Annotated in this window: 21 protein-coding genes; 6 read left to right on the forward strand and 15 right to left on the reverse strand. The window is 40.7% G+C overall.

Annotation, left to right across the window (positions count from 1 at the left end; genetic code table 11):
* Window positions 1-31: 31 nt before the first annotated feature.
* On the reverse strand, window positions 32-814 hold the full coding sequence (locus tag ACQKMH_RS16480) for a TrmB family transcriptional regulator (protein WP_427588576.1): 783 nt from the start codon (window positions 812-814) through the stop codon (window positions 32-34).
* Between the two features lie 192 nt (window positions 815-1,006).
* Between ACQKMH_RS16480 and ACQKMH_RS16485 the strand changes: the two genes are divergently transcribed.
* Both ACQKMH_RS16485 and ACQKMH_RS16490 read left to right on the forward strand, forming a co-directional pair.
* Window positions 1,007-1,777 carry a TSUP family transporter gene (locus ACQKMH_RS16485; protein WP_427588577.1) on the forward strand — a complete coding sequence of 257 codons (771 nt, stop codon included), beginning with the start codon at window positions 1,007-1,009 and terminating at the stop codon, window positions 1,775-1,777.
* Between the two features lie 112 nt (window positions 1,778-1,889).
* Window positions 1,890-2,828 carry an oxidoreductase gene (locus ACQKMH_RS16490; protein WP_427588578.1) on the forward strand — a complete coding sequence of 313 codons (939 nt, stop codon included), beginning with the start codon at window positions 1,890-1,892 and terminating at the stop codon, window positions 2,826-2,828.
* Between the two features lie 89 nt (window positions 2,829-2,917).
* Here ACQKMH_RS16490 and ACQKMH_RS16495 read toward each other — a convergent pair whose 3' ends face one another.
* Window positions 2,918-3,358, reverse strand: coding sequence for a peptidylprolyl isomerase (locus ACQKMH_RS16495; RefSeq protein ID WP_427588579.1), 441 nt, complete (start codon window positions 3,356-3,358; stop codon window positions 2,918-2,920).
* 165 nt (window positions 3,359-3,523) lie between these two features.
* Between ACQKMH_RS16495 and ACQKMH_RS16500 the strand changes: the two genes are divergently transcribed.
* Entirely contained in the window at window positions 3,524-4,516 is a 993-nt protein-coding gene (locus tag ACQKMH_RS16500) for an NADPH:quinone oxidoreductase family protein (protein WP_427588580.1), read from the forward strand.
* 30 nt (window positions 4,517-4,546) lie between these two features.
* Here ACQKMH_RS16500 and ACQKMH_RS16505 read toward each other — a convergent pair whose 3' ends face one another.
* The 3 genes from ACQKMH_RS16505 to ACQKMH_RS16515 form a co-directional block, all read right to left on the reverse strand.
* On the reverse strand, window positions 4,547-6,019 hold the full coding sequence (locus ACQKMH_RS16505) for a PAS domain-containing sensor histidine kinase (RefSeq protein WP_427588581.1): 1,473 nt from the start codon (window positions 6,017-6,019) through the stop codon (window positions 4,547-4,549).
* A 146-nt stretch (window positions 6,020-6,165) separates the two neighbouring features.
* Window positions 6,166-6,594, reverse strand: coding sequence for a cell wall hydrolase (locus ACQKMH_RS16510; RefSeq protein WP_427588582.1), 429 nt, complete (start codon window positions 6,592-6,594; stop codon window positions 6,166-6,168).
* Between the two features lie 223 nt (window positions 6,595-6,817).
* Window positions 6,818-7,087 carry a DUF1292 domain-containing protein gene (locus ACQKMH_RS16515; RefSeq protein WP_427588583.1) on the reverse strand — a complete coding sequence of 90 codons (270 nt, stop codon included), beginning with the start codon at window positions 7,085-7,087 and terminating at the stop codon, window positions 6,818-6,820.
* Window positions 7,088-7,549: 462 nt separating this feature from the next.
* On the opposite strand from ACQKMH_RS16515, the gene ACQKMH_RS16520 reads away from it, so the two are divergent.
* Window positions 7,550-7,954 carry a VOC family protein gene (locus tag ACQKMH_RS16520; protein WP_427588584.1) on the forward strand — a complete coding sequence of 135 codons (405 nt, stop codon included), beginning with the start codon at window positions 7,550-7,552 and terminating at the stop codon, window positions 7,952-7,954.
* Window positions 7,955-8,180: 226 nt separating this feature from the next.
* Here ACQKMH_RS16520 and rpsN read toward each other — a convergent pair whose 3' ends face one another.
* The 8 genes from rpsN to ACQKMH_RS16560 all read right to left on the reverse strand — a co-directional run bounded on the left by rpsN (window position 8,181) and on the right by ACQKMH_RS16560 (window position 13,607).
* On the reverse strand, window positions 8,181-8,450 hold the full coding sequence (gene rpsN / locus ACQKMH_RS16525; protein WP_427588585.1) for a 30S ribosomal protein S14: 270 nt from the start codon (window positions 8,448-8,450) through the stop codon (window positions 8,181-8,183).
* A 192-nt stretch (window positions 8,451-8,642) separates the two neighbouring features.
* Complete coding sequence (rpmG, locus tag ACQKMH_RS16530; RefSeq protein ID WP_053348792.1) at window positions 8,643-8,792, reverse strand: 50S ribosomal protein L33; 150 nt, start codon at window positions 8,790-8,792, stop codon at window positions 8,643-8,645.
* A gap of 22 nt (window positions 8,793-8,814) precedes the next feature.
* A complete protein-coding gene (locus ACQKMH_RS16535; RefSeq protein ID WP_427588586.1) occupies window positions 8,815-10,008 on the reverse strand; it encodes a GTP-binding protein in 1,194 nt (397 codons plus the stop codon).
* 350 nt (window positions 10,009-10,358) lie between these two features.
* Entirely contained in the window at window positions 10,359-10,529 is a 171-nt protein-coding gene (locus ACQKMH_RS16540; protein ID WP_427588587.1) for a hypothetical protein, read from the reverse strand.
* A 152-nt stretch (window positions 10,530-10,681) separates the two neighbouring features.
* Entirely contained in the window at window positions 10,682-11,062 is a 381-nt protein-coding gene (locus ACQKMH_RS16545) for a nucleotide excision repair endonuclease (RefSeq protein WP_427588991.1), read from the reverse strand.
* A 248-nt stretch (window positions 11,063-11,310) separates the two neighbouring features.
* Window positions 11,311-11,463, reverse strand: a complete 153-nt coding sequence (locus tag ACQKMH_RS16550; RefSeq protein WP_076368068.1) for a YpzG family protein — start codon at window positions 11,461-11,463, stop codon at window positions 11,311-11,313.
* Between the two features lie 106 nt (window positions 11,464-11,569).
* Window positions 11,570-12,217 carry a DUF4352 domain-containing protein gene (locus ACQKMH_RS16555; RefSeq protein WP_427588588.1) on the reverse strand — a complete coding sequence of 216 codons (648 nt, stop codon included), beginning with the start codon at window positions 12,215-12,217 and terminating at the stop codon, window positions 11,570-11,572.
* A 22-nt stretch (window positions 12,218-12,239) separates the two neighbouring features.
* Window positions 12,240-13,607, reverse strand: a complete 1,368-nt coding sequence (locus ACQKMH_RS16560; RefSeq protein WP_427588589.1) for an alkaline phosphatase — start codon at window positions 13,605-13,607, stop codon at window positions 12,240-12,242.
* A 233-nt stretch (window positions 13,608-13,840) separates the two neighbouring features.
* On the opposite strand from ACQKMH_RS16560, the gene ACQKMH_RS16565 reads away from it, so the two are divergent.
* Window positions 13,841-13,999, forward strand: a complete 159-nt coding sequence (locus ACQKMH_RS16565; RefSeq protein ID WP_427588590.1) for a hypothetical protein — start codon at window positions 13,841-13,843, stop codon at window positions 13,997-13,999.
* Between the two features lie 183 nt (window positions 14,000-14,182).
* On the opposite strand, the gene purT is transcribed toward ACQKMH_RS16565, so the two are convergent.
* Window positions 14,183-15,340 (reverse strand): phosphoribosylglycinamide formyltransferase 2, encoded by a 1,158-nt coding sequence (gene purT / locus ACQKMH_RS16570; RefSeq protein WP_427588591.1) that lies wholly within the window; start codon window positions 15,338-15,340, stop codon window positions 14,183-14,185.
* A 275-nt stretch (window positions 15,341-15,615) separates the two neighbouring features.
* Between purT and ACQKMH_RS16575 the strand changes: the two genes are divergently transcribed.
* A complete protein-coding gene (locus ACQKMH_RS16575) occupies window positions 15,616-15,942 on the forward strand; it encodes a hypothetical protein (protein ID WP_427588592.1) in 327 nt (108 codons plus the stop codon).
* 447 nt (window positions 15,943-16,389) lie between these two features.
* Here the strand turns inward: ACQKMH_RS16575 and ACQKMH_RS16580 are convergent, their stop codons facing one another.
* The gene (locus ACQKMH_RS16580) at window positions 16,390-17,583 is read right to left on the reverse strand and encodes a M14 family metallopeptidase (protein WP_427588593.1); all 1,194 of its coding nucleotides are present in this window, start codon (window positions 17,581-17,583) and stop codon (window positions 16,390-16,392) included.
* Window positions 17,584-17,925: the final 342 nt, after the last annotated feature.

A 17,925-nucleotide genomic window follows, 5' to 3' on the forward strand; every position in this document is an offset into this window, starting at 1 on the left:
GCCTTTTTTATTTTGGTACGTGATCTAACAGCTAGAGTGAGAAAAATTGATCTCTTTCTATCGAAATCCATTTCTCGGCACCTTCTTCATCCTTTTTGACTAAGCGATTAACGAGGATATCATGCCAAATGTAATTTTCGAGAAAATTGATATGAATGGGATCATCTGTGTAAAACGCCGTTTCTCTCGTTTCCGAAGCAGGTCCATAAACCGTTTCCTTGCCATCAATGGATAGAATGAACCATTTATTCTCTCCAATATTGTCCACATAGCTGGTTTTACGATGTATATCTAGCCCTGATAAGGGGTTTTCAACTTGAAAGACAATCCCCTTGAGTGTACAGTTTGCAGCTATCTCCGTAAGCTCTTGTTCTAGTTTCCCATACATTTTGTCCCATAAAGAAATTACCACTCTTTTCTCGGCTTTTTGAAGTAAAGTACGACAAAAAGATAGGATATGCCCTTCACCCTTAAGCGTCATTACACGATTATCGGACATAGGCCCGATTTTCTCGAATTGTTTTAGTGTATGACTTATGGATTGATAGGAACTGTTCCATTTCGATTGGACGGATTCCAAAAATACATCGACTGGTAAAGGTGAATATTGTATCGAGTCATTGATTTCCTCTTTTAATACGACTCCCTCTTCTTGAAGCCCATTTAATATTTCATAGATACGGGCTCTGGGAATTCCTGATTCCTTGCTTACCTGATAGGCGCTGGTTGGACCTTGACGAACTAAAGAAACATAAGCCTTTGCTTCATATTGACTAAATCCAAGGGATTGTAATTTTTGTATGATATCTTGCATGGTACCTCCTCGTGCTTGTAGTAAGTTATATGCTTATCATACCAAATCTCTTATTAAATCATAATGTTCTTATTTACATCAGGATTCATTTTAGTTACTATTCTAATAGTGACTAAAATGAACACTTTGGGTTAAGACCGAATCAAAATCAAGCGATTCGATCTTAATGCCATTGATTTGGAGGCTTATTGGATGGAAGATATACAAATTTCCACACTCTTGCTGCTAGTATTTTTCGGCTTTCTGGCAGCATTCATTGATTCTGTGGTCGGTGGTGGCGGCCTGATCTCCATACCCGCTTTATTATTCTCAGGACTTTCCCCTACAGCTGCAATTGCAACCAATAAGTTAGCAAGTTCCATGGGGTCTTTAACAAGTACGATTGCCTTCATACGCTCAGGAAAGGTTGATTACCGATTGGTTTCAAAACTTTTCCCACTTATTTTCACAGGGTCCTTATTAGGTGCATGGGTGGTCAATTTTGTCTCACCCGATTTATTAAAGCCCCTAATCTTAGTTCTTTTAATAGCTATAGCCATTTATACCTTTATAAAGAAAGACTGGGGACATGAATCGACCTACAATAAGCTCACGTTGCCAAAGGCAGCACTATTTGCATTCGCTATATTTGCGACTGGCTTTTATGATGGTTTTTTAGGGGCTGGAACGGGATCTTTCATTTTGTTCGCCTTTTTAATGATTGGCTTTGATTTTTTGAACTCTGCTGGAAACGCAAAATTTTTAAACTTCGGAAGTAATCTGGCAGCGCTGCTCATGTTCATATTTCTTGATACCGTCAACTATTCCTATGGAGTACCGATGGGGATATCCATGATAGCGGGAGCATTGGCAGGTTCTAAATTCGCCATTAAGAAAGGAGTCGCATATGTAAGAGTTTTGTTTATCATCGTTACCGTCATCTTGATTTTGAAAAATATAGTTGATTACATATTGGGAAAATAAATTAGACACCTTCGGTAAAGCAATTCAGACATAAAACCCGACCACAAAATGTGACATATAGTAATTATTTGGGTATATGATAGGTATAGAATGTGTGGAAAGGTGTGATTCGATGACTGAAAAGTGGAATGGCGAAGACATGGAAGATGTATCGGGGCAAACCATCGTGATTACTGGTGCAAATAGTGGACTTGGCTTTGAAACGGCTTTTGCTCTGGCCGGTAAGGGGGCAGAAATCATTCTTGCTGTCCGGAATGCTTCAAAAGGTGAAAAGGCGGTCGATAGAATCATCTCGGTCTATCCTAAGGCGAACGTACGGGTAATGCAGCTGGATTTAAGTGATTTAAACAGCATTCGGCATTTTACTGATTCCTATAATGAAAACTATGACACACTCTCTGTCCTTATTAATAATGCAGGTGTGATGATCCCCCCATACAGTAAGACGAAAGATGGTTTCGAACTGCAATTCGGATGCAATCATCTCGGTCATTTTGCTTTGACAGGGCTCCTACTTCCGCGTATTCTTTCTACGCAAAAATCACGGGTGGTCACATTGAGCAGTTTGGCCGCCATCAATGGATTCATTGATTTCGAAAATCTGAATGGTGAACTCGGTTATAAACCAATGAAATACTATGGGCAAAGCAAGCTGGCCAATCTTCTTTTCGCCCGTGAATTACAAAACAAATTCAACCAGCATGATGCAAACCCGATTAGCGTTGCCTGTCATCCGGGCCTGTCCCATACTAATCTCATGTCACGCGGATCTGGCAAACCGATAAATAAATTCGTCCACTTTCTTTCGAAAACCATCACCCAGCCGGCAAATATGGGTGCACTTCCTACCCTTTATGCCGCAACGGAACCTACATTAGTAGGCGGGGAGTATATAGGGCCAGATGGAAAGAAAAACAGAAAAGGCTTTCCTAAAAGAGACGATATAATCAATACTTTATATAATGAAGAAATTTCACAGAGGTTATGGGATATTTCGGAATCCATGACAGAAGTGGAATATACTTTTACTGAAAGCATTTCGTCAAAATGACTCTCTATATCCCCCTCCTTCTATTAAAATGGATTAAATAATATAGTAATAAGAAAGAGGGAGCACAATGCCCCCTCTTTTCACTTCCATTATTCAGCGTCAAAAACTTCGACTTTCTCCATTTTGTCGCCATTTTTCATAGCTTTGGCTGTTTCAAGACCAGATGTCACTTTACCGAATACTGTGTGAACACCGTTAAGATGCGGTTGTGGCGCGTGTACAATAAAGAATTGGCTTGAGCCAGTATCTTTTCCAGCATGTGCCATCGAAAGACTGCCTGCCTCATGTTTGTGAGGGTTTCCTTCTGTTTCACATTTAATTTGCTTTCCGCTTCCGCCTGCACCTGTACCTGTTGGATCTCCGCCTTGGCTTACGAAACCAGGGATGACACGGTGAAAGACTACACCATTATAAAATCCTGTGTTTGCTAGGTTTTCGAAGTTAGCCACTGTGTTCGGTGCTTCGTTCGGGAAAAGGTCAAATTCGATCTTTTCTCCATTTTCCATAAGTATGTATCCTTTTTTAGCCATGTAAAACATCTCCTTTAATATGAACTGAACTGAATCAAATCTAATAGTAACACTTTTAGAAGGAGAAAGAAAAGCCAGCGCTACTTATTTCGAATTGTATCATTATGATTTCAATGTTTTTTCTTTTATAATTAGGTAGATTTATTATAAAAGGGGGAACGAACCATGAAACAGCATTTTGATGCATTAGTCGTTAACAAGCAAGAGGATCAATTTACCGTTAACATTCAGCAATTATCAATTGATGACCTTCCGCAAGGCGAAGTGCTCATCCGTGTTCATTACTCTGGTGTAAACTATAAAGATAGCCTTGCCAGCATTCCGAATGGAAACATTGTCAGCAGCTATCCGATTGTTCCAGGAATTGATATGGCTGGTGTCGTCGTTTCATCTGAGGATTCCCGATTTAAAGAAGGGGACGAAGTCATTGCGACCTCATACGGAATTGGCGTTTCCCAATCCGGGGGTTATAGTCAATTTGCCCGTGTTCCTGCAGATTGGATCGTTCCACTTCCTGAAGGCCTTACTATGAAAGAAGCGATGATCATCGGAACGGCTGGTTTCACTGCAGCCTTATCGGTGCTTCGTCTGGAAGAAAATAACCTTACTCCTGATCAAGGGAGCGTTCTCGTCACTGGTGCAACTGGCGGGGTTGGCAGTTTTGCTGTCTCGATCCTTTCCAAACTTGGTTATTCCGTGGAAGCGAGTACAGGAAAAGCATCGGAACATGGATACCTGAAGGAAATCGGTGCTACGACCATTGTATCTCGTGAAGATGTTTACAATGGCAAGCTGCGGGCACTGGGCAAACAGAAGTGGAGCGGTGCGGTGGATCCCGTCGGCGGTGAACCGTTAGCCTCGGTCCTTAGCCAAATCAAGTATGGCGGATCTGTAGCAGTCAGTGGATTAACAGCCGGTACAAGCCTTCCTGCCACCGTCTTTCCATTCATCCTAAGAGGTGTGAATTTACTTGGAATCGATTCGGTCAATTGCCCGATGGGTACAAGATTGAAAGTTTGGCATCGCCTAGCTACAGACTTTAAACTCGATCATTTAGAACAGCTCATTCAACAGGAAATTACACTTGAAGAATTGCCTGAAGTCCTACCGACCCTTTTAAAAGGGGAAGCAAGAGGCAGAACAATCGTTAAACTATAAATCAAAAAGTGACGAGAGCATGGCTTCTCGTCACTTTTTACGTTGGATTCCAGTGATTGGGAGAATGATATCAACGATGGTCCCTTTTCCCACCTCACTACTAAAGTGAATTTCCCCATTGTGCTCATGGATTATTTTAGTACTGACCATGAGCCCCAAACCTGTTCCTTTTTCAGTAGTGCTATAAAAAGGCTGCCCTAAATGCTTCATGCGCTCATTTGAGATTCCGCAGCCCTGATCAATGAATCGGATTATTGCGGATTCTCCCTTATCGTTAACCTGTATATAAAGCTTGCCTCCGTTTGGCATGGATTCTATCGCATTATTTACGACATTCGTGAATACTTGCTTTAACTGATTTGGGTCGCCCATAACAGATGCATTACACGTCTTATATTCGTTGATGATTTCAACATCATTCAATATCGCTTGAAACTCTTCTAACGTAATCACGCTATCCAATATATCGTTAAGTTGAATAGATTCCCAAACCTTCGCTTCAGGCTCTGCTAAACTTAAAAATTCATTGGCAAGGACCTCAATTTTCTCAACTTCACTGACCGTGATTTCAAGGTAGTCCTTTTGGTAAGGGTTTTCCCTTAATAATTGTAAAAAACCTTTAACCGTGGTTAATGGGTTTCTAATTTCATGTGCCATGCCCGCAGCCATCTGCCCTACCGCAGATAACATGTTGGATTTACAGAGCAGCTCCTCTGTCTTCTTACGCTCTGTAATATCCCGGCAGAATACCTGTATAGCGGGATATCCATTATAATTAATCGGAAGACCTAATGTTTCTCCACAAAATACTTGTCCGTCAAGCCGAATGAATTTTTGCTCCAATAAATCAACCGCTTTATGTTCATCCCTCATTATCTCGATTCTTTTTTTAACACTTTCTCGGGAATCAGGATGAACGAATTGAAAAACCGATTTACCGATAATGTCTTCTACACTATCCATCCCAAGCATTTTTGCCCCCATGGGATTCATATACTCAATAATCCCATTGCGATGTACGAAAATCGCTTCAGGAGACACTTCCACTAAACTGCGATACCTTTGTTCACTTTCCTTCAAAGCAGCCTCAGCAAGTTTTTGCTTTGTAATATCCCGATAAACGAAGACCAGAGCACACGGCTCATTTTCATTGTCCTGGATATTGAACAAGGAAATGCTCACATGGATTAACCGGCCATCTTTTCTTTGCCTGACCGTTTCAAATCCTTTTTTTTGTTCCCCTGCCTTAATCTTGTCATGCAATTCATTGACTGACTCCTTCAAGAATTCAGGAATAATTGGAAACGGCATGCCACTGAGCTCATCATTCGCCCAACCGAAAAACTCTTCGAAAGCTGCATTTACTTGAAGGGTCTTTCCTTCCAGATCAACGATGGATATGGCGTCCGGGTTATGCTCCATGAAAGACTTAAGTTTCTCAGCATTATCCTCCGACTGTTCTCCCATTTGCCCTTGTCCATAATCAATAAGCCTTTTACTCATCAATAGTTTTATTCCTTTCTATCCGGAAATTTACAGTCTCAATTTTACAGTATCAGTAAATCATTTGCCAGTTTTATCATATGATTTTTCCTAGTTAAAGACTGATGCACAAAGAGGCCAAACCCCCATAAGGTTCAGCCTCTTCTTTAAAACGTATTATAAATATTCGGACATTCTGTACCTGTTGGTTCATAAAAGCAATGGAGCTTAAAACGCCCAACCAGGGGCTGATTATACCAGGTTGCCGGACAATCTCCCTGTGGCCGGAAGTACCATAGGCTAAATTTCGAGGGCCATAACCTTTCACCACTTACGCTCCGGCGTGCAAGCCTTTTTTCCCTATCTCTTGCTCGCTGATAAAAATACCCCTTCTGTACGGCTTCAAAGGCATGCTCCTGATAAATCATGTCTGGAATCGTCCTCAACCCTTTGAAATCGGAACAATTTGACCTAATCCGATTGACCCCTACATTACCGATCATCAACATGCCTTGATCACCTTCACCCTCGCCTTCCGCTCTAAGCAATCTTGCCAATAAGGCAATATCGGCATCAGTGTGCTTTACAACGGCCATCTCATCACCTCCACTTTTTTTATCCTATGCCTTGGATGTGGAAAAATACTCCGTTTATTAACAAAATCTTCATATGCGGTACACGTCCTATCAATAATAAAACCCTATACTTAAGAAAGGCTGGATAGCACGCGTGGCTATCATGGTATTTGGCGAAGGCGGGGCCAATACTTTCTTTATACATATAAAAAAGACGGCACACATTGTGCCGTCTTTTATCTTGTCATTCTTTCTCTTCAAATGCTGCTTCAAACGCCAATGATACCTTTTCGAACTCTTCGTCCGATTCGATATCCAGCAGTTCACCTTCGCCTTCGACCCTGAAAAAGAAAATATCGATATCTTCCTCTGTATCCTCTTCAATATCTTCAAGCAAACCTACTGCTACATATTCCGTTCCTTCTACATCCAATGAGCCTAAAACCTCAACTTCATGGCCTTCATCATTGTCATCAGTAAGGGTGAAAACCTCACCTTCACGAATTTTTCCCATACTACCTCTCCTCTCATATCCATTAAAAATGGAGTTGTTTCCATAGTATATCTACTATTTCATATAGAAACAAATCTTAGCCTTGAAAAAGGTAAATTCTTTTCGTTCGTGAAAAGAATCAATCAAGATGAAAAATAATCCTGAAAAAGTTCAAAGTAACATACACACCATATATGGTATAAGACCGATGGGAGGCGTTAGAATGAGTGACCAATATGACTTATTTCAACCATTATACGCTTAATTAAAGGATAGGCCACGGGTATATGAAGAAACCTATTGTTTATAGGAATGTCCTTTTCTCTATTATAGGATGATGTGGTACTTCTTGAAGGTATAGATAACATTATGGGGAAAAAGTATTTTCAGTTTTTAATTTTTTTTTAATAACGGCTACAAATATATAATTTTATATCGAATGATATGATATATATTAATATTGGGAAATTGCACCCGGACATAATGAAGGAGGAAGTTTTCTTGGCTACGAAAAGAGTAGATCATATTGGAGTTGTTGTAAAAGACCTTGAAAAATCCATCGCCTTTTATCAGGAAGTGTTGGATTTAAAAGTGAAAGCGCGGGTGCCTCATACCAATGGTGTAATCCAACTGGCTTTCCTAGGTTATGAAAAGTCAGAAGAAACAGAAATTGAATTGATTCAAGGATACAGCGACACATTACCGTCCGAAGCAACAATCCATCATTTTGCCATTACTGTTGATGATATCGAAGAAGAATATGCCCGGATCAAAAAATTGGATAACATCGAGCTGATCGATGAGGAAATCGTCACCCTTCCAAATGGATATCGCTATTTCTACATATATGGACCAGAAAAAGAGTGGATTGAATTCTTCCAAAGGTAAATAGGATGCTAAAAAAGCAGAGTCTGAATGACTTCTGCTTTTTTGCCGTTCACTCATGCAGAATCCCGGCTCACTGACTGTTTAAGTTCCTTAGGACGGATTTTTCCCGAACTGGGACGATTACGTTCTCGGAAGGATTTTTCCCGCGCTGAGACAGATTGCCACTCTCTCGGCCCCTGAATTATGCCTTAATCTCATCATTCCACCATATTTCTTTATCCGGCTATTACCAGCTTGCCTTTTTGACACCAGGCAGTTGCCCTTTATGGGCAAGCTCCCGAAAAACGATACGTGACATGTTGAATTTGCGCATATATCCACGGGGCCTCCCGGTTACACCACAACGATTGTGGGCCCTTGTCGGCGAGGAGTCACGCGGGAGTTTGGCCAATGCGGCATAGTCCCCCTTCTCCTTCAATTCCTTTCTAAGTTCTGCGTACTTTTCGACCATCGCCAACTGTTTTTGCGCTTTTACTACTTTAGATTTTTTGGCCATTTGAATCTCTCCTTTTTAACATATTGATTTTATAAATTCTATAAACTGTTCACAATTCATTTTGGCTGCCTGTCTTGCTCCCGCTATTCCTGGATATCGGCCCCATTTCAAGTTCAGCCAATGCTCCCACTTCCCTCCTTTTACATCCATTCCCTTCAATAAAACATAATCATTACGATTTAAAACTCAAAATTACTTCGTTTCACGGTGAAGCGTGTGTTTTTTTAAACGCGGGCAGTACTTTTTCAATTCGATTCGATCCGGGTTATTCCGCTTGTTTTTCGTTGTGATATAATTTCGATCCCCTGTTTCTGTGCATGCTAAAGTAATATTCACTCTCATCTTTGTTACCTCCAAAAGTTTTTTAATGAACGATTTCCGTAAAATCAGGTAATGGATCTTCATACAGAGACCAATCCTGCTGCAGCTCCATTTCGGTCAATAAGCATTGATCTAATTCCTTTTCGATTTCCTGTTGATTCATTTGAATGCCAATCATCACCAGCTCCGTCATCCGGTCTCCATAAAGTTCATCCCAGCTTTTCAATAATTCAGGTTCGTCATGCAAAATCTGCTGTTGTTCATCTTTAGGATAAGTTGCAATCCATTTACCTGCTGCCTGGATCATTAATGACGGTCCAGCTTGTGATAGCAGGCCTGCTGTATCATTTCTCGATGCCAACCAAAGGAAGCCCTTTGCCCGCACTACTTCCACGGGCCACCTTTCTAACCATGTCATCAGCCGCGAGGGATGAAATGGCTTTCTCCTTCTGTAAACGAAGGAGGCTATTCCATATTCTTCGGTTTCTGGCATATGCTCCTCATTCAATTCCTTTATCCAGCCAGCCCCTTGGCTTGCCTTTTCAAAATCAAAAAGATGGGTGTCCATGACTTCTTTTAGCGGAACCCGTGAATGACTCGTTACAATGATTCTTGCATCCGGATTCACTTTATGAAGTACCGCTTTCAATTCCGCGACGTCTTTTGCTTCCATTAAATCGATTTTATTTAAAAGAATCACATTAGCGAACTCTATTTGGTCAATTAATAGATCAACCACTTCCCTCTGGTCGGCCTCATCCGTTGCCTGCATTCGATCAATAAGCGTTTCTCCTGAAGCATAATCCTGCCAAAAGTTCTTCGCATCAACAACGGTAACCATCGTATCGAGCCGACAAAATTTTGATAAATCAATTCCCACGTTTTCATCAACATATGTGAAGGTTTGAGCGACTGGGACGGGTTCACTGATACCGGTCGATTCAATCACAATATAGTCGATATTACCTTGTGCGGACAGCTTTTCAACTTCAATCATTAAATCCTCACGAAGCGTACAACAAATGCAGCCATTCTGCATTTCCACAAGTTTTTCATCCGTCCGGGTAAACCCTCCTTGTTTGACCAGAGAAGCATCAATATTGATCTCACTCATATCATTAACGATGACGGCAACCTTCAGAGCATTCCGATTTTCAAGAATATGATTCAGTAGCGTCGTCTTACCGGAACCAAGGTACCCGCTCAATACGGTTACGGGAATTTTCTTTTTCAACATTCCTTACCACTCCTTTACTTGCTAAAAATAAATCGTAAACATTACGATTTAAGTTCCGGAATTACCTATCACGAAAAGCACCCTTTAATAATAAAACGTAATCATTACTATTTGCAAGTTTTATTCAAAATATTTATAGGATCCATTACTCCTTTTTAATGTTTTTACCCATTAAGGTTATTAATTATATAGGTACAACATTGTTCATAAAATTAATAACAAAAATAAATGGAAGCCCATTCACACATAACAGCATGTGTAAAGAACCTCCAACGCTTTTATTCATGTATTGAACCCTTATATAACACTAAGCTGCATCATCGAACAGCCCATTTCATTGGATTATTTGCTCATTCTCCCATTTCCCACCTTGAAGATTTTACCGTTTCTTGTTCAAAAGATTTAATCTCTCGCTGTTTCGCCTGTTTAGAAGCTTGTGAAACGGACCACGTTAAATTCCCAAAGGCAATCACTGTCCCTACCGAGATAACCAACACCTTTTTACAAAGTATTTTCTTCAATAGTAACCTCCTGAAAGTGTAATGGCGGAATACTTCAAATATAAACCAACAATGTTAACCTCACATCAAGCAATTGTAAATATACGGACATTTTTTGAGCATTGGGTGTAACACAAAAAAAAGCTGATTGCATGAGCAGCCAGCTTTTTTTATTATTTATAAAACACTTTGTCGACGTTATATTTGGCATGAAGTGTATTAATCATGTACGTTTCATAGATTTCACGTTCCATTGCGTCATCGACGATAAGAATGTCAATTTTTTTGACTTCATTACGGTGCTCTTTAATCGGAGAGACATTATCCTCAAAATGCTTTTTGACTCTTGGTCTTAATTTACGAGCCTTCCCGACAAAAATCAGCTCATCATTTTCATTGTAAAACAAAATGATGCCGCCTTTATCGCGGGGAATCAAATGAAAGTCGATAAACCCGTAGATTTCCGGAATGACAGCTTCGTCTCCTTCTATCACTTGTTTTCTTTGTTTAATGCTTATATCCGCTGCAGGGATTTCAATATTTATCATTACAATTCACGTCCTCTATTTGTATAAGGTGAAACTCTCAATCGGATCATTTAAACTCCGGTGATCAATAAATTTCACGCTAGGCACATTCAGCCCAAAGTTGCTTTATTCTTAAAGGTAAATGGTATCATAATTATGAATGAAAAGCCATGCATGCCTTAATTCGGATTCCATTCCATTTCCTATGTTTGTTTAGCCATCAAATATAAAGAAGAAGACTCACTAAGAGCCTCCTTCTTTATCAGAAATATCCTTTACCACCTGTGAGCCTTTGCATTGCTTCTTAGTATAATGTTTGTTTGTGATTCTTGCGTATGGCCATTAACTTGAGAATTTGAACGCTTAGGTCTTGTCCAATTATGGTGAAACTTTTGAGAATGTGGATCTAATTGATCTTTATAGCTCATTCTGTGTCACCTCATCATTAGGATTTGGATATTCCATTCAGTGATAAGAACCCCTATCACTTTTTCTAGTATTTGATTTTCCGCAGGCATTCATACACCATATCCTTTAAAAAGCGAATTCAACTGACTTGCCTTTTGCAAGGACTTCCTCTTCTTCATCCACCGCATCACTTGTCATGAGGGATATGCCCTTTATGTTTCCATCACTTAGAATGAAACCAATGTTTCCGCTTTTTGAACCGTTTCCTTCTATTTCACCGTTTAGTTCTTCTAAGTAGATATCATCTTCCCATGTCAGATGTTCCCCGCTATCGGTTTCAAGGAAAGCAACTGGGGAAAACTTGATTTTTTTATCCGAATTGTTTTTGATTTCAACGTTCACCTTTACGATATCGAAATCTTCATCATGCGTATAGCCATGAAAAAAATCGATCATGCTGTAATCAGGGGTAACATGCATCACTTTCATTTCCTTGACCTTAATCTCGATCGGGCCAACATTCAACGCTTCATTTAATTTTTTATAGGCCTTCAAAGTTAAATCGCCTTTTTCATCGGAAACGCTCTGACCGATCTGGTTCAAGTTTATATCATCAGGAAGCTGTGGATTCGGAACATAGACATCCTTTTTTATCAATGGTCGTTCCATTTCCTCTGTTTTTTCTTTAGCTGTCGTTTCTTCTTCGTAAGCTGGTTGGGTATTAAGAGCACCAAATGCCGTTAATAACAGGGCACCAATCATCAGTCTGTTCATTGAATCCCTCCCTGAAGTGTTATTACTTCTTTAATAGATCAAAGATGATTTTGGCATGATCCGTGTTATCGACCTGCCCGGCAAAACGTTCTTTATATGGTCCGTACGCGTAGACCGGTACATCTTCACCCGTGTGTCCTCCTGTAGTCCACGCAGTATTAGTCCGATTATCGAATATGGCCTCTATGGCATTATCGACGTTCGTCACATTTTTTGTTTTGGCAGCTTCTGTTACTGTTTTGATTTCTTCGTTAGTCAGCTTCACTTTATTTTGATTAATATATTGCTTTAATGTCTTTTCAACATCCGCCCCTTTTACGATGGCATCCGCCATGAAGTCTGGGGTGCGTTTGGCTGCCTTGATCGGTTCACCGTACCAGTTATATATTCCTTTAGCTCCGATCGAGAATCCTCCTGTAGAGTGATCCGCAGTTGCCACCACCAATGTATGTTTGTCTTTCTTCGCGAATTCTATTGCCGCTTTATATGCTTTTTCAAAGTCTTCCATTTCACTCATTGCACCTACGATATCATTATCATGTCCTGCCCAATCAACCTGGCTTCCTTCGACCATCAGGAAGAATCCATCTTTATCTTTATTCAATCGCTTGATCGCCGAGCTTGTCATGTCTTCTAAAGAAGGCGTTTCATTTGGGCGGTCAATCATTTTCGGGAGTCCTTCTGAAGCGAATAAACCTAGGACCTGTTCATTTTTGTCCTTGAGCATTTGCTTTTTATCAGTCACATAACTGTAACCGTCTTTTTTGAAGGCTTTTGCCAAATTGATGTCCGGCCTTTCAAAATTGGATTTCCCGCCGCCCAACAGGACGTCGATTTTATGTTCACCCTTGATTAAGTCATTATAATAATCGTCTGCAATTGAATTCATGTTTTTCCGATTCTCATCATGAGCACCAAAAGATGCCGGTGTTGCATGAGTGATTTCAGAAGTGGCAACCAATCCAGTCGCTTTTCCTTTACCCTTTGCTGCTTCCAATACGGTTTTGACTTCAGATTTATCATTATCCACTGCAATCGCAGCGTTATAAGTCTTCACGCCGGAAGACATTGCTGTTGCTGCTGAAGCTGAATCCGTTATATTTTGTGCAGAGTCTTCAGGATAGGTCATTTGCTGGCCAACCAAGTATTTATCAAACTCCGTCCGTTCTGCCACCTTAGTACCTGGGTTATCTTTTAAATAACGGTAAGCGGAGGTATATGATACGCCCATACCGTCACCTATCATGAAAATGACGTTCCTGATTTCTGGATCATTTTTAGGCTTTTCCTTTGCCGAAACACGATCTTCAGCGGACCATGTTAAACTTCCAAATGCTAAGGCCGAAACGAGGGTAATCGGCAAAACCTTTTTACTCCATGCATAATTCATATAAATGACCTCCCTTTAATGTTTGAATATTTAATTAAACTATAAGTGAAGAAGATAAACACAATGTCAAGACATTGTAAAAATGCAGTGTATTATTGTTAAGACAAGGTAAAGCCAACTTGTCACGTGATTGTATACTTATATGCTTTTATCCATTCCTTAAACGGTTGGTGGATGTCATATAGTTCAAGGGAATAGATGGAGACCATCACTAATGGGGGCCATTTTACTGGATGGGAGGAGTGGAAATACCATCCATCAACTCTAGCATGAAGAATGTTCTAGTGGAGTTTATTGTCGATACGCCCAATAAGAAACGCCCGAAACGATTTCCTATGGTGATTAATGAAGAAAGTATGAAGGCGGCCTTATATGCAGTACAAACGGGGTAAAAGCTATTGTAAAGGATCTGAAGAATTCTACCAAATGAAGGGGCATCAAAAGGCGAGCGTCCGTTCTTTTGATTTGTTGTGTAACCGGTCAAAACGTAAGTCGAAGAAGGTTTGGGGATTAACCGCGGTGAAGGACATTTTAGCTATAAAAAAAGCGCTCCAATCACAGAGCGCTTTTCGCTGTTATTTCTCTACGCCTAAACATTCCAAAGCACGGGCTGCATTCACTCTCGCTACTTCGATTGAATCAGCAGATGATAGGGCGACAGCGACCCTTCTCCCTACCTTGGTGACTGGTTTTCCGAAGAGACGCACTTGCGTGTTCGGTAAAGCCAAAGCTTTTTCAACACCGACTATTGAATATTCGGATAACTCAACTGGTGCTTTCAATGGACGGCTTGCCCCTGGGGTGATCAGCTTGATTTCAGGGATTGGAAATCCTAGAATCGCTCGAACATGCAAGGCAAACTCCGACAAGTTCTGAGTCACTAATGTCACTAGCCCCGTATCATGCGGACGTGGGGATACTTCACTGAAATAGACTTTATCCCCTGAAAGGAAAAGCTCGACCCCAAATAATCCATACCCTCCAAGTTCATCTATAATGGCATGGGCAATCCTTTTCGCCTCTATTATTTGTGCTTCCGTCATATTATGCGGCTGCCAGGATTCAATATAATCCCCGCCCTGTTGAATGTGACCGATGGGAGCACAAAACATCGTTCCGTTTACGGCACGAACTGTAAGCAAGGTGATTTCTGAATCAAAATGGATATATTCTTCAATGATCACTCGTCCATTTTGAACACGGCCGCCTTCCATGGCAATTTCCCAGCATTCTTCGAGATTTTCTTCCGTTCGGCAAACACTTTGCCCTTTCCCTGAAGAACTCATCAGCGGTTTTACGACATTGGGAAACCCAACTTCTTTGGCAGCTTGGACAAATTCTTCATAAGTATCAGCGAATTTGTAGGCAGCAGTCGGAATCTCCAGCGTTTCAGAAGCCAACCTCCTAATTCCTTCACGATCCATTGTTAATTTAGCCGCTCTTGCCGTCGGAATGACATGAAAACCTTCCTCTTCCAATTTGACTAATTCAGTTGTAGCAATGGCTTCGATTTCCGGTACAATCAAATCAGGTTGTTCTTTTTCTATAATTCCCCTTAATTGTACTGCATCCAACATATCGATGACATAGCTTCGATGAGCGACTTGCATGGCAGGGGCTTGTTCATAGCGGTCTACGGCAACTGTCTCTATACCAAGACGCTGTGCTTCAAGTATGACTTCTTTCCCCAATTCACCCGAGCCCAATAATAAAATCTTTTTCGATTTATACATTCAGTCTCTCCTCCTCCACATCCTTAAAACCATTATATACGAACTATATTCGAATAAACATGAAATTTTATTCGTATTTACAATTAAATTACGTAATAAATATTAAATAAACATATTTATTTAAGCATTTTAAAAACCAACTTGACAAATATGAATAATATGTTTTATACTTTTTTCATATCAGGAAAATATATAAGCTGACTAGTTCACTGGAGGCTCTCTATTCAACATGAATAGGGAGTCTTTTCGTTTTTATCAAGGAGGGAGGAATTACTATGCAAAAGGAAGCGCTGAGGTCCATCTCCCCTATCATGAAGGAGAAGCAAAATGGGCGCCTAGAATATATGGAGCACCTTAATCTGCCTGACCGAATATTTTTCCATTGGTGCCAGCAGCAATATGGGCTGAATAGAGGGGTGTACAATACGATCGATCATTGGCTCTATGAGTATGGCATTGTCCATATCCTTTACCGCCGGATTAACCTTTTAGCCTTTTTGGAATTCGCTTCTAAACCCGAACCAGAAGGCGGAAAGACAAAGCTCATTAAATTTGGCAGTGGTGGCTTAACTCAGAAGTTGCAGGAATTCATTGCGCATTAACCAGATTCTAAAAGGGACCCCTTATCAGTAAGATGAGCATTCCCCCTACTGATAAGGGGACACAGATGAGAATGTCGAAATTTGCATTACGAATAATTTTGTAAATGTAAGCGCTTTCTATTATAATGAAATTAGGTTGGATGGCATGCGTGGCCGTCAAAGTATCTGGCGTAGGTGGGGCCAATACTAGCGCTAAAGGAGTCAAACTTCTTTACCGTAAAACTATTAGAAGAACGTTTGGTTGATAGGGCTGCAATATAAGGACCAATATTGGAGAAGGACCGTTACTTTTCAAGCTTAAAGGCGAGATTCCATGCAATCGATAAGTAAAGCATAACTTTACTTATTTTTTGCAGCAGCCCTCATCGTTTCAAGTCTGATAGTTTATAAGACTAAAAAGCTCTTCCCCCATAAACACGGAGTTGAGCTTTTTCATTTGGTCAAATTTCACATATACATCCCTGCTAAGAAAATCCCAAGCGTCTTCTGATAAATCTCATCGAACTGTGATAAAGGAAGTGGGTTGGTTCCTTTGCCCAGCTCAACGGTAAATCCAGGCCTCCTCCAATCCTGAATGTACCAATCCTTATACCCTGCGTAACTATTGGCGGATTTGACAGGCTCATATCCACTGACCCTCGCAAACTCATTGACTATCGTTTCGGACTCTGGCGGCTCCAAATCTTCAAACCCCCAGTAAATGACCTCCCCTTGAGTATGGAAAGCAAGGACCCTGTCAAAATCACGTTTTCTTGTCAGCTCTGCCATTGCAATGGCTTCAGGCTGCGTAAGTGGTCCTTCGCCGGAATAATTTGCCGGACCTGGCTCCGTTACATTATTGCGTTCTTGTTCCAGCTCCCATTTGGCGGGAAATTGATCATTCAGATCCACCCCGTTAATATTGGCTTTCCAACCAGAGAAGTCTTCGCTGCCATTATTCCATTCCACGAGCTGTCTTTTCAAAGACTCATCGGCGGGCGAGCCTTTTTGAACCAAATCCACTCCGTCGGGATTCACCATTGGGACGATCGAAAGCATCGCCTGTTGATATAAAGGAAAAAGGGATAGACCTCGTATGGCAGTTTGATTCGTGATTGAAAGCAAGTAATCGTTTAAAAAGGTCATGATCACAGGGGTAGTAATCCACTCATTCGCATGAAAGGAACCATTATAGTGTACTCGCTTGTCACCGTTCCCAATCAGCACTTCTGGGATATCCCTTCCTAGCACTGTTTCTCCAATCGGGGATGTTTTAATAAAAGGATAGATACTTTTCAAGCGTCTTACATCAGTCACCATCGTCTCATAGTCATATTTTTGGTTTCCCTGAATGAGCCTCCACGTAATTCTCAATGGCACAGAAATCGTCTGACCAACTTGCAAGGCACTGGGATTGAGATTCGGATTAACCAAGAATAAGGCATCCAAAGAAAGATTACGCGATTTTGCAATTGCCCATAAAGAATCCCCTTGCTTAATCTTATATCCGGTCGTCGTAAATCCAGGAATTTTAATTTGCTGGCCTATCTTGAGGGCAAGTGGATCAATCCCACTATTGGAATCAATGATAATTTGGTAATTAACCTTGAATATTTGGCTATAATACCATAAGGAATCATTCTGGCGCACAAAAACGTCCATACTGCACCTCCTCTTAATAGAATGTATGCTGATACTATTTAATTATTGCTAAAGCACAAAGACCTTTCTTCATTGAAAGGGACTTCACGATTAATGTTGCTCACTCGTCAGGACGAACCAAATGGGGATCACCATCCAGAATGTCTAATTCCTGATATCTTTTAAATTTCCCTATCCATCCCCTTCTTTCAGCCAGCACAGATGCTTCAAGCATGTGTCAGATAACTTTAAAGTCAGTTCAAAGACAATTTCAAAATATCTTCCACAATCTGTGGTTACAAAGATGCCCTATACTTTGAACACGGATTGGCCGGCATAAAACAAAACAGGCATCCATTCATG

The organism is Peribacillus sp. NPDC097895 (assembly GCF_050277555.1).
GTDB lineage: Bacteria > Bacillota > Bacilli > Bacillales > DSM-1321 > Peribacillus.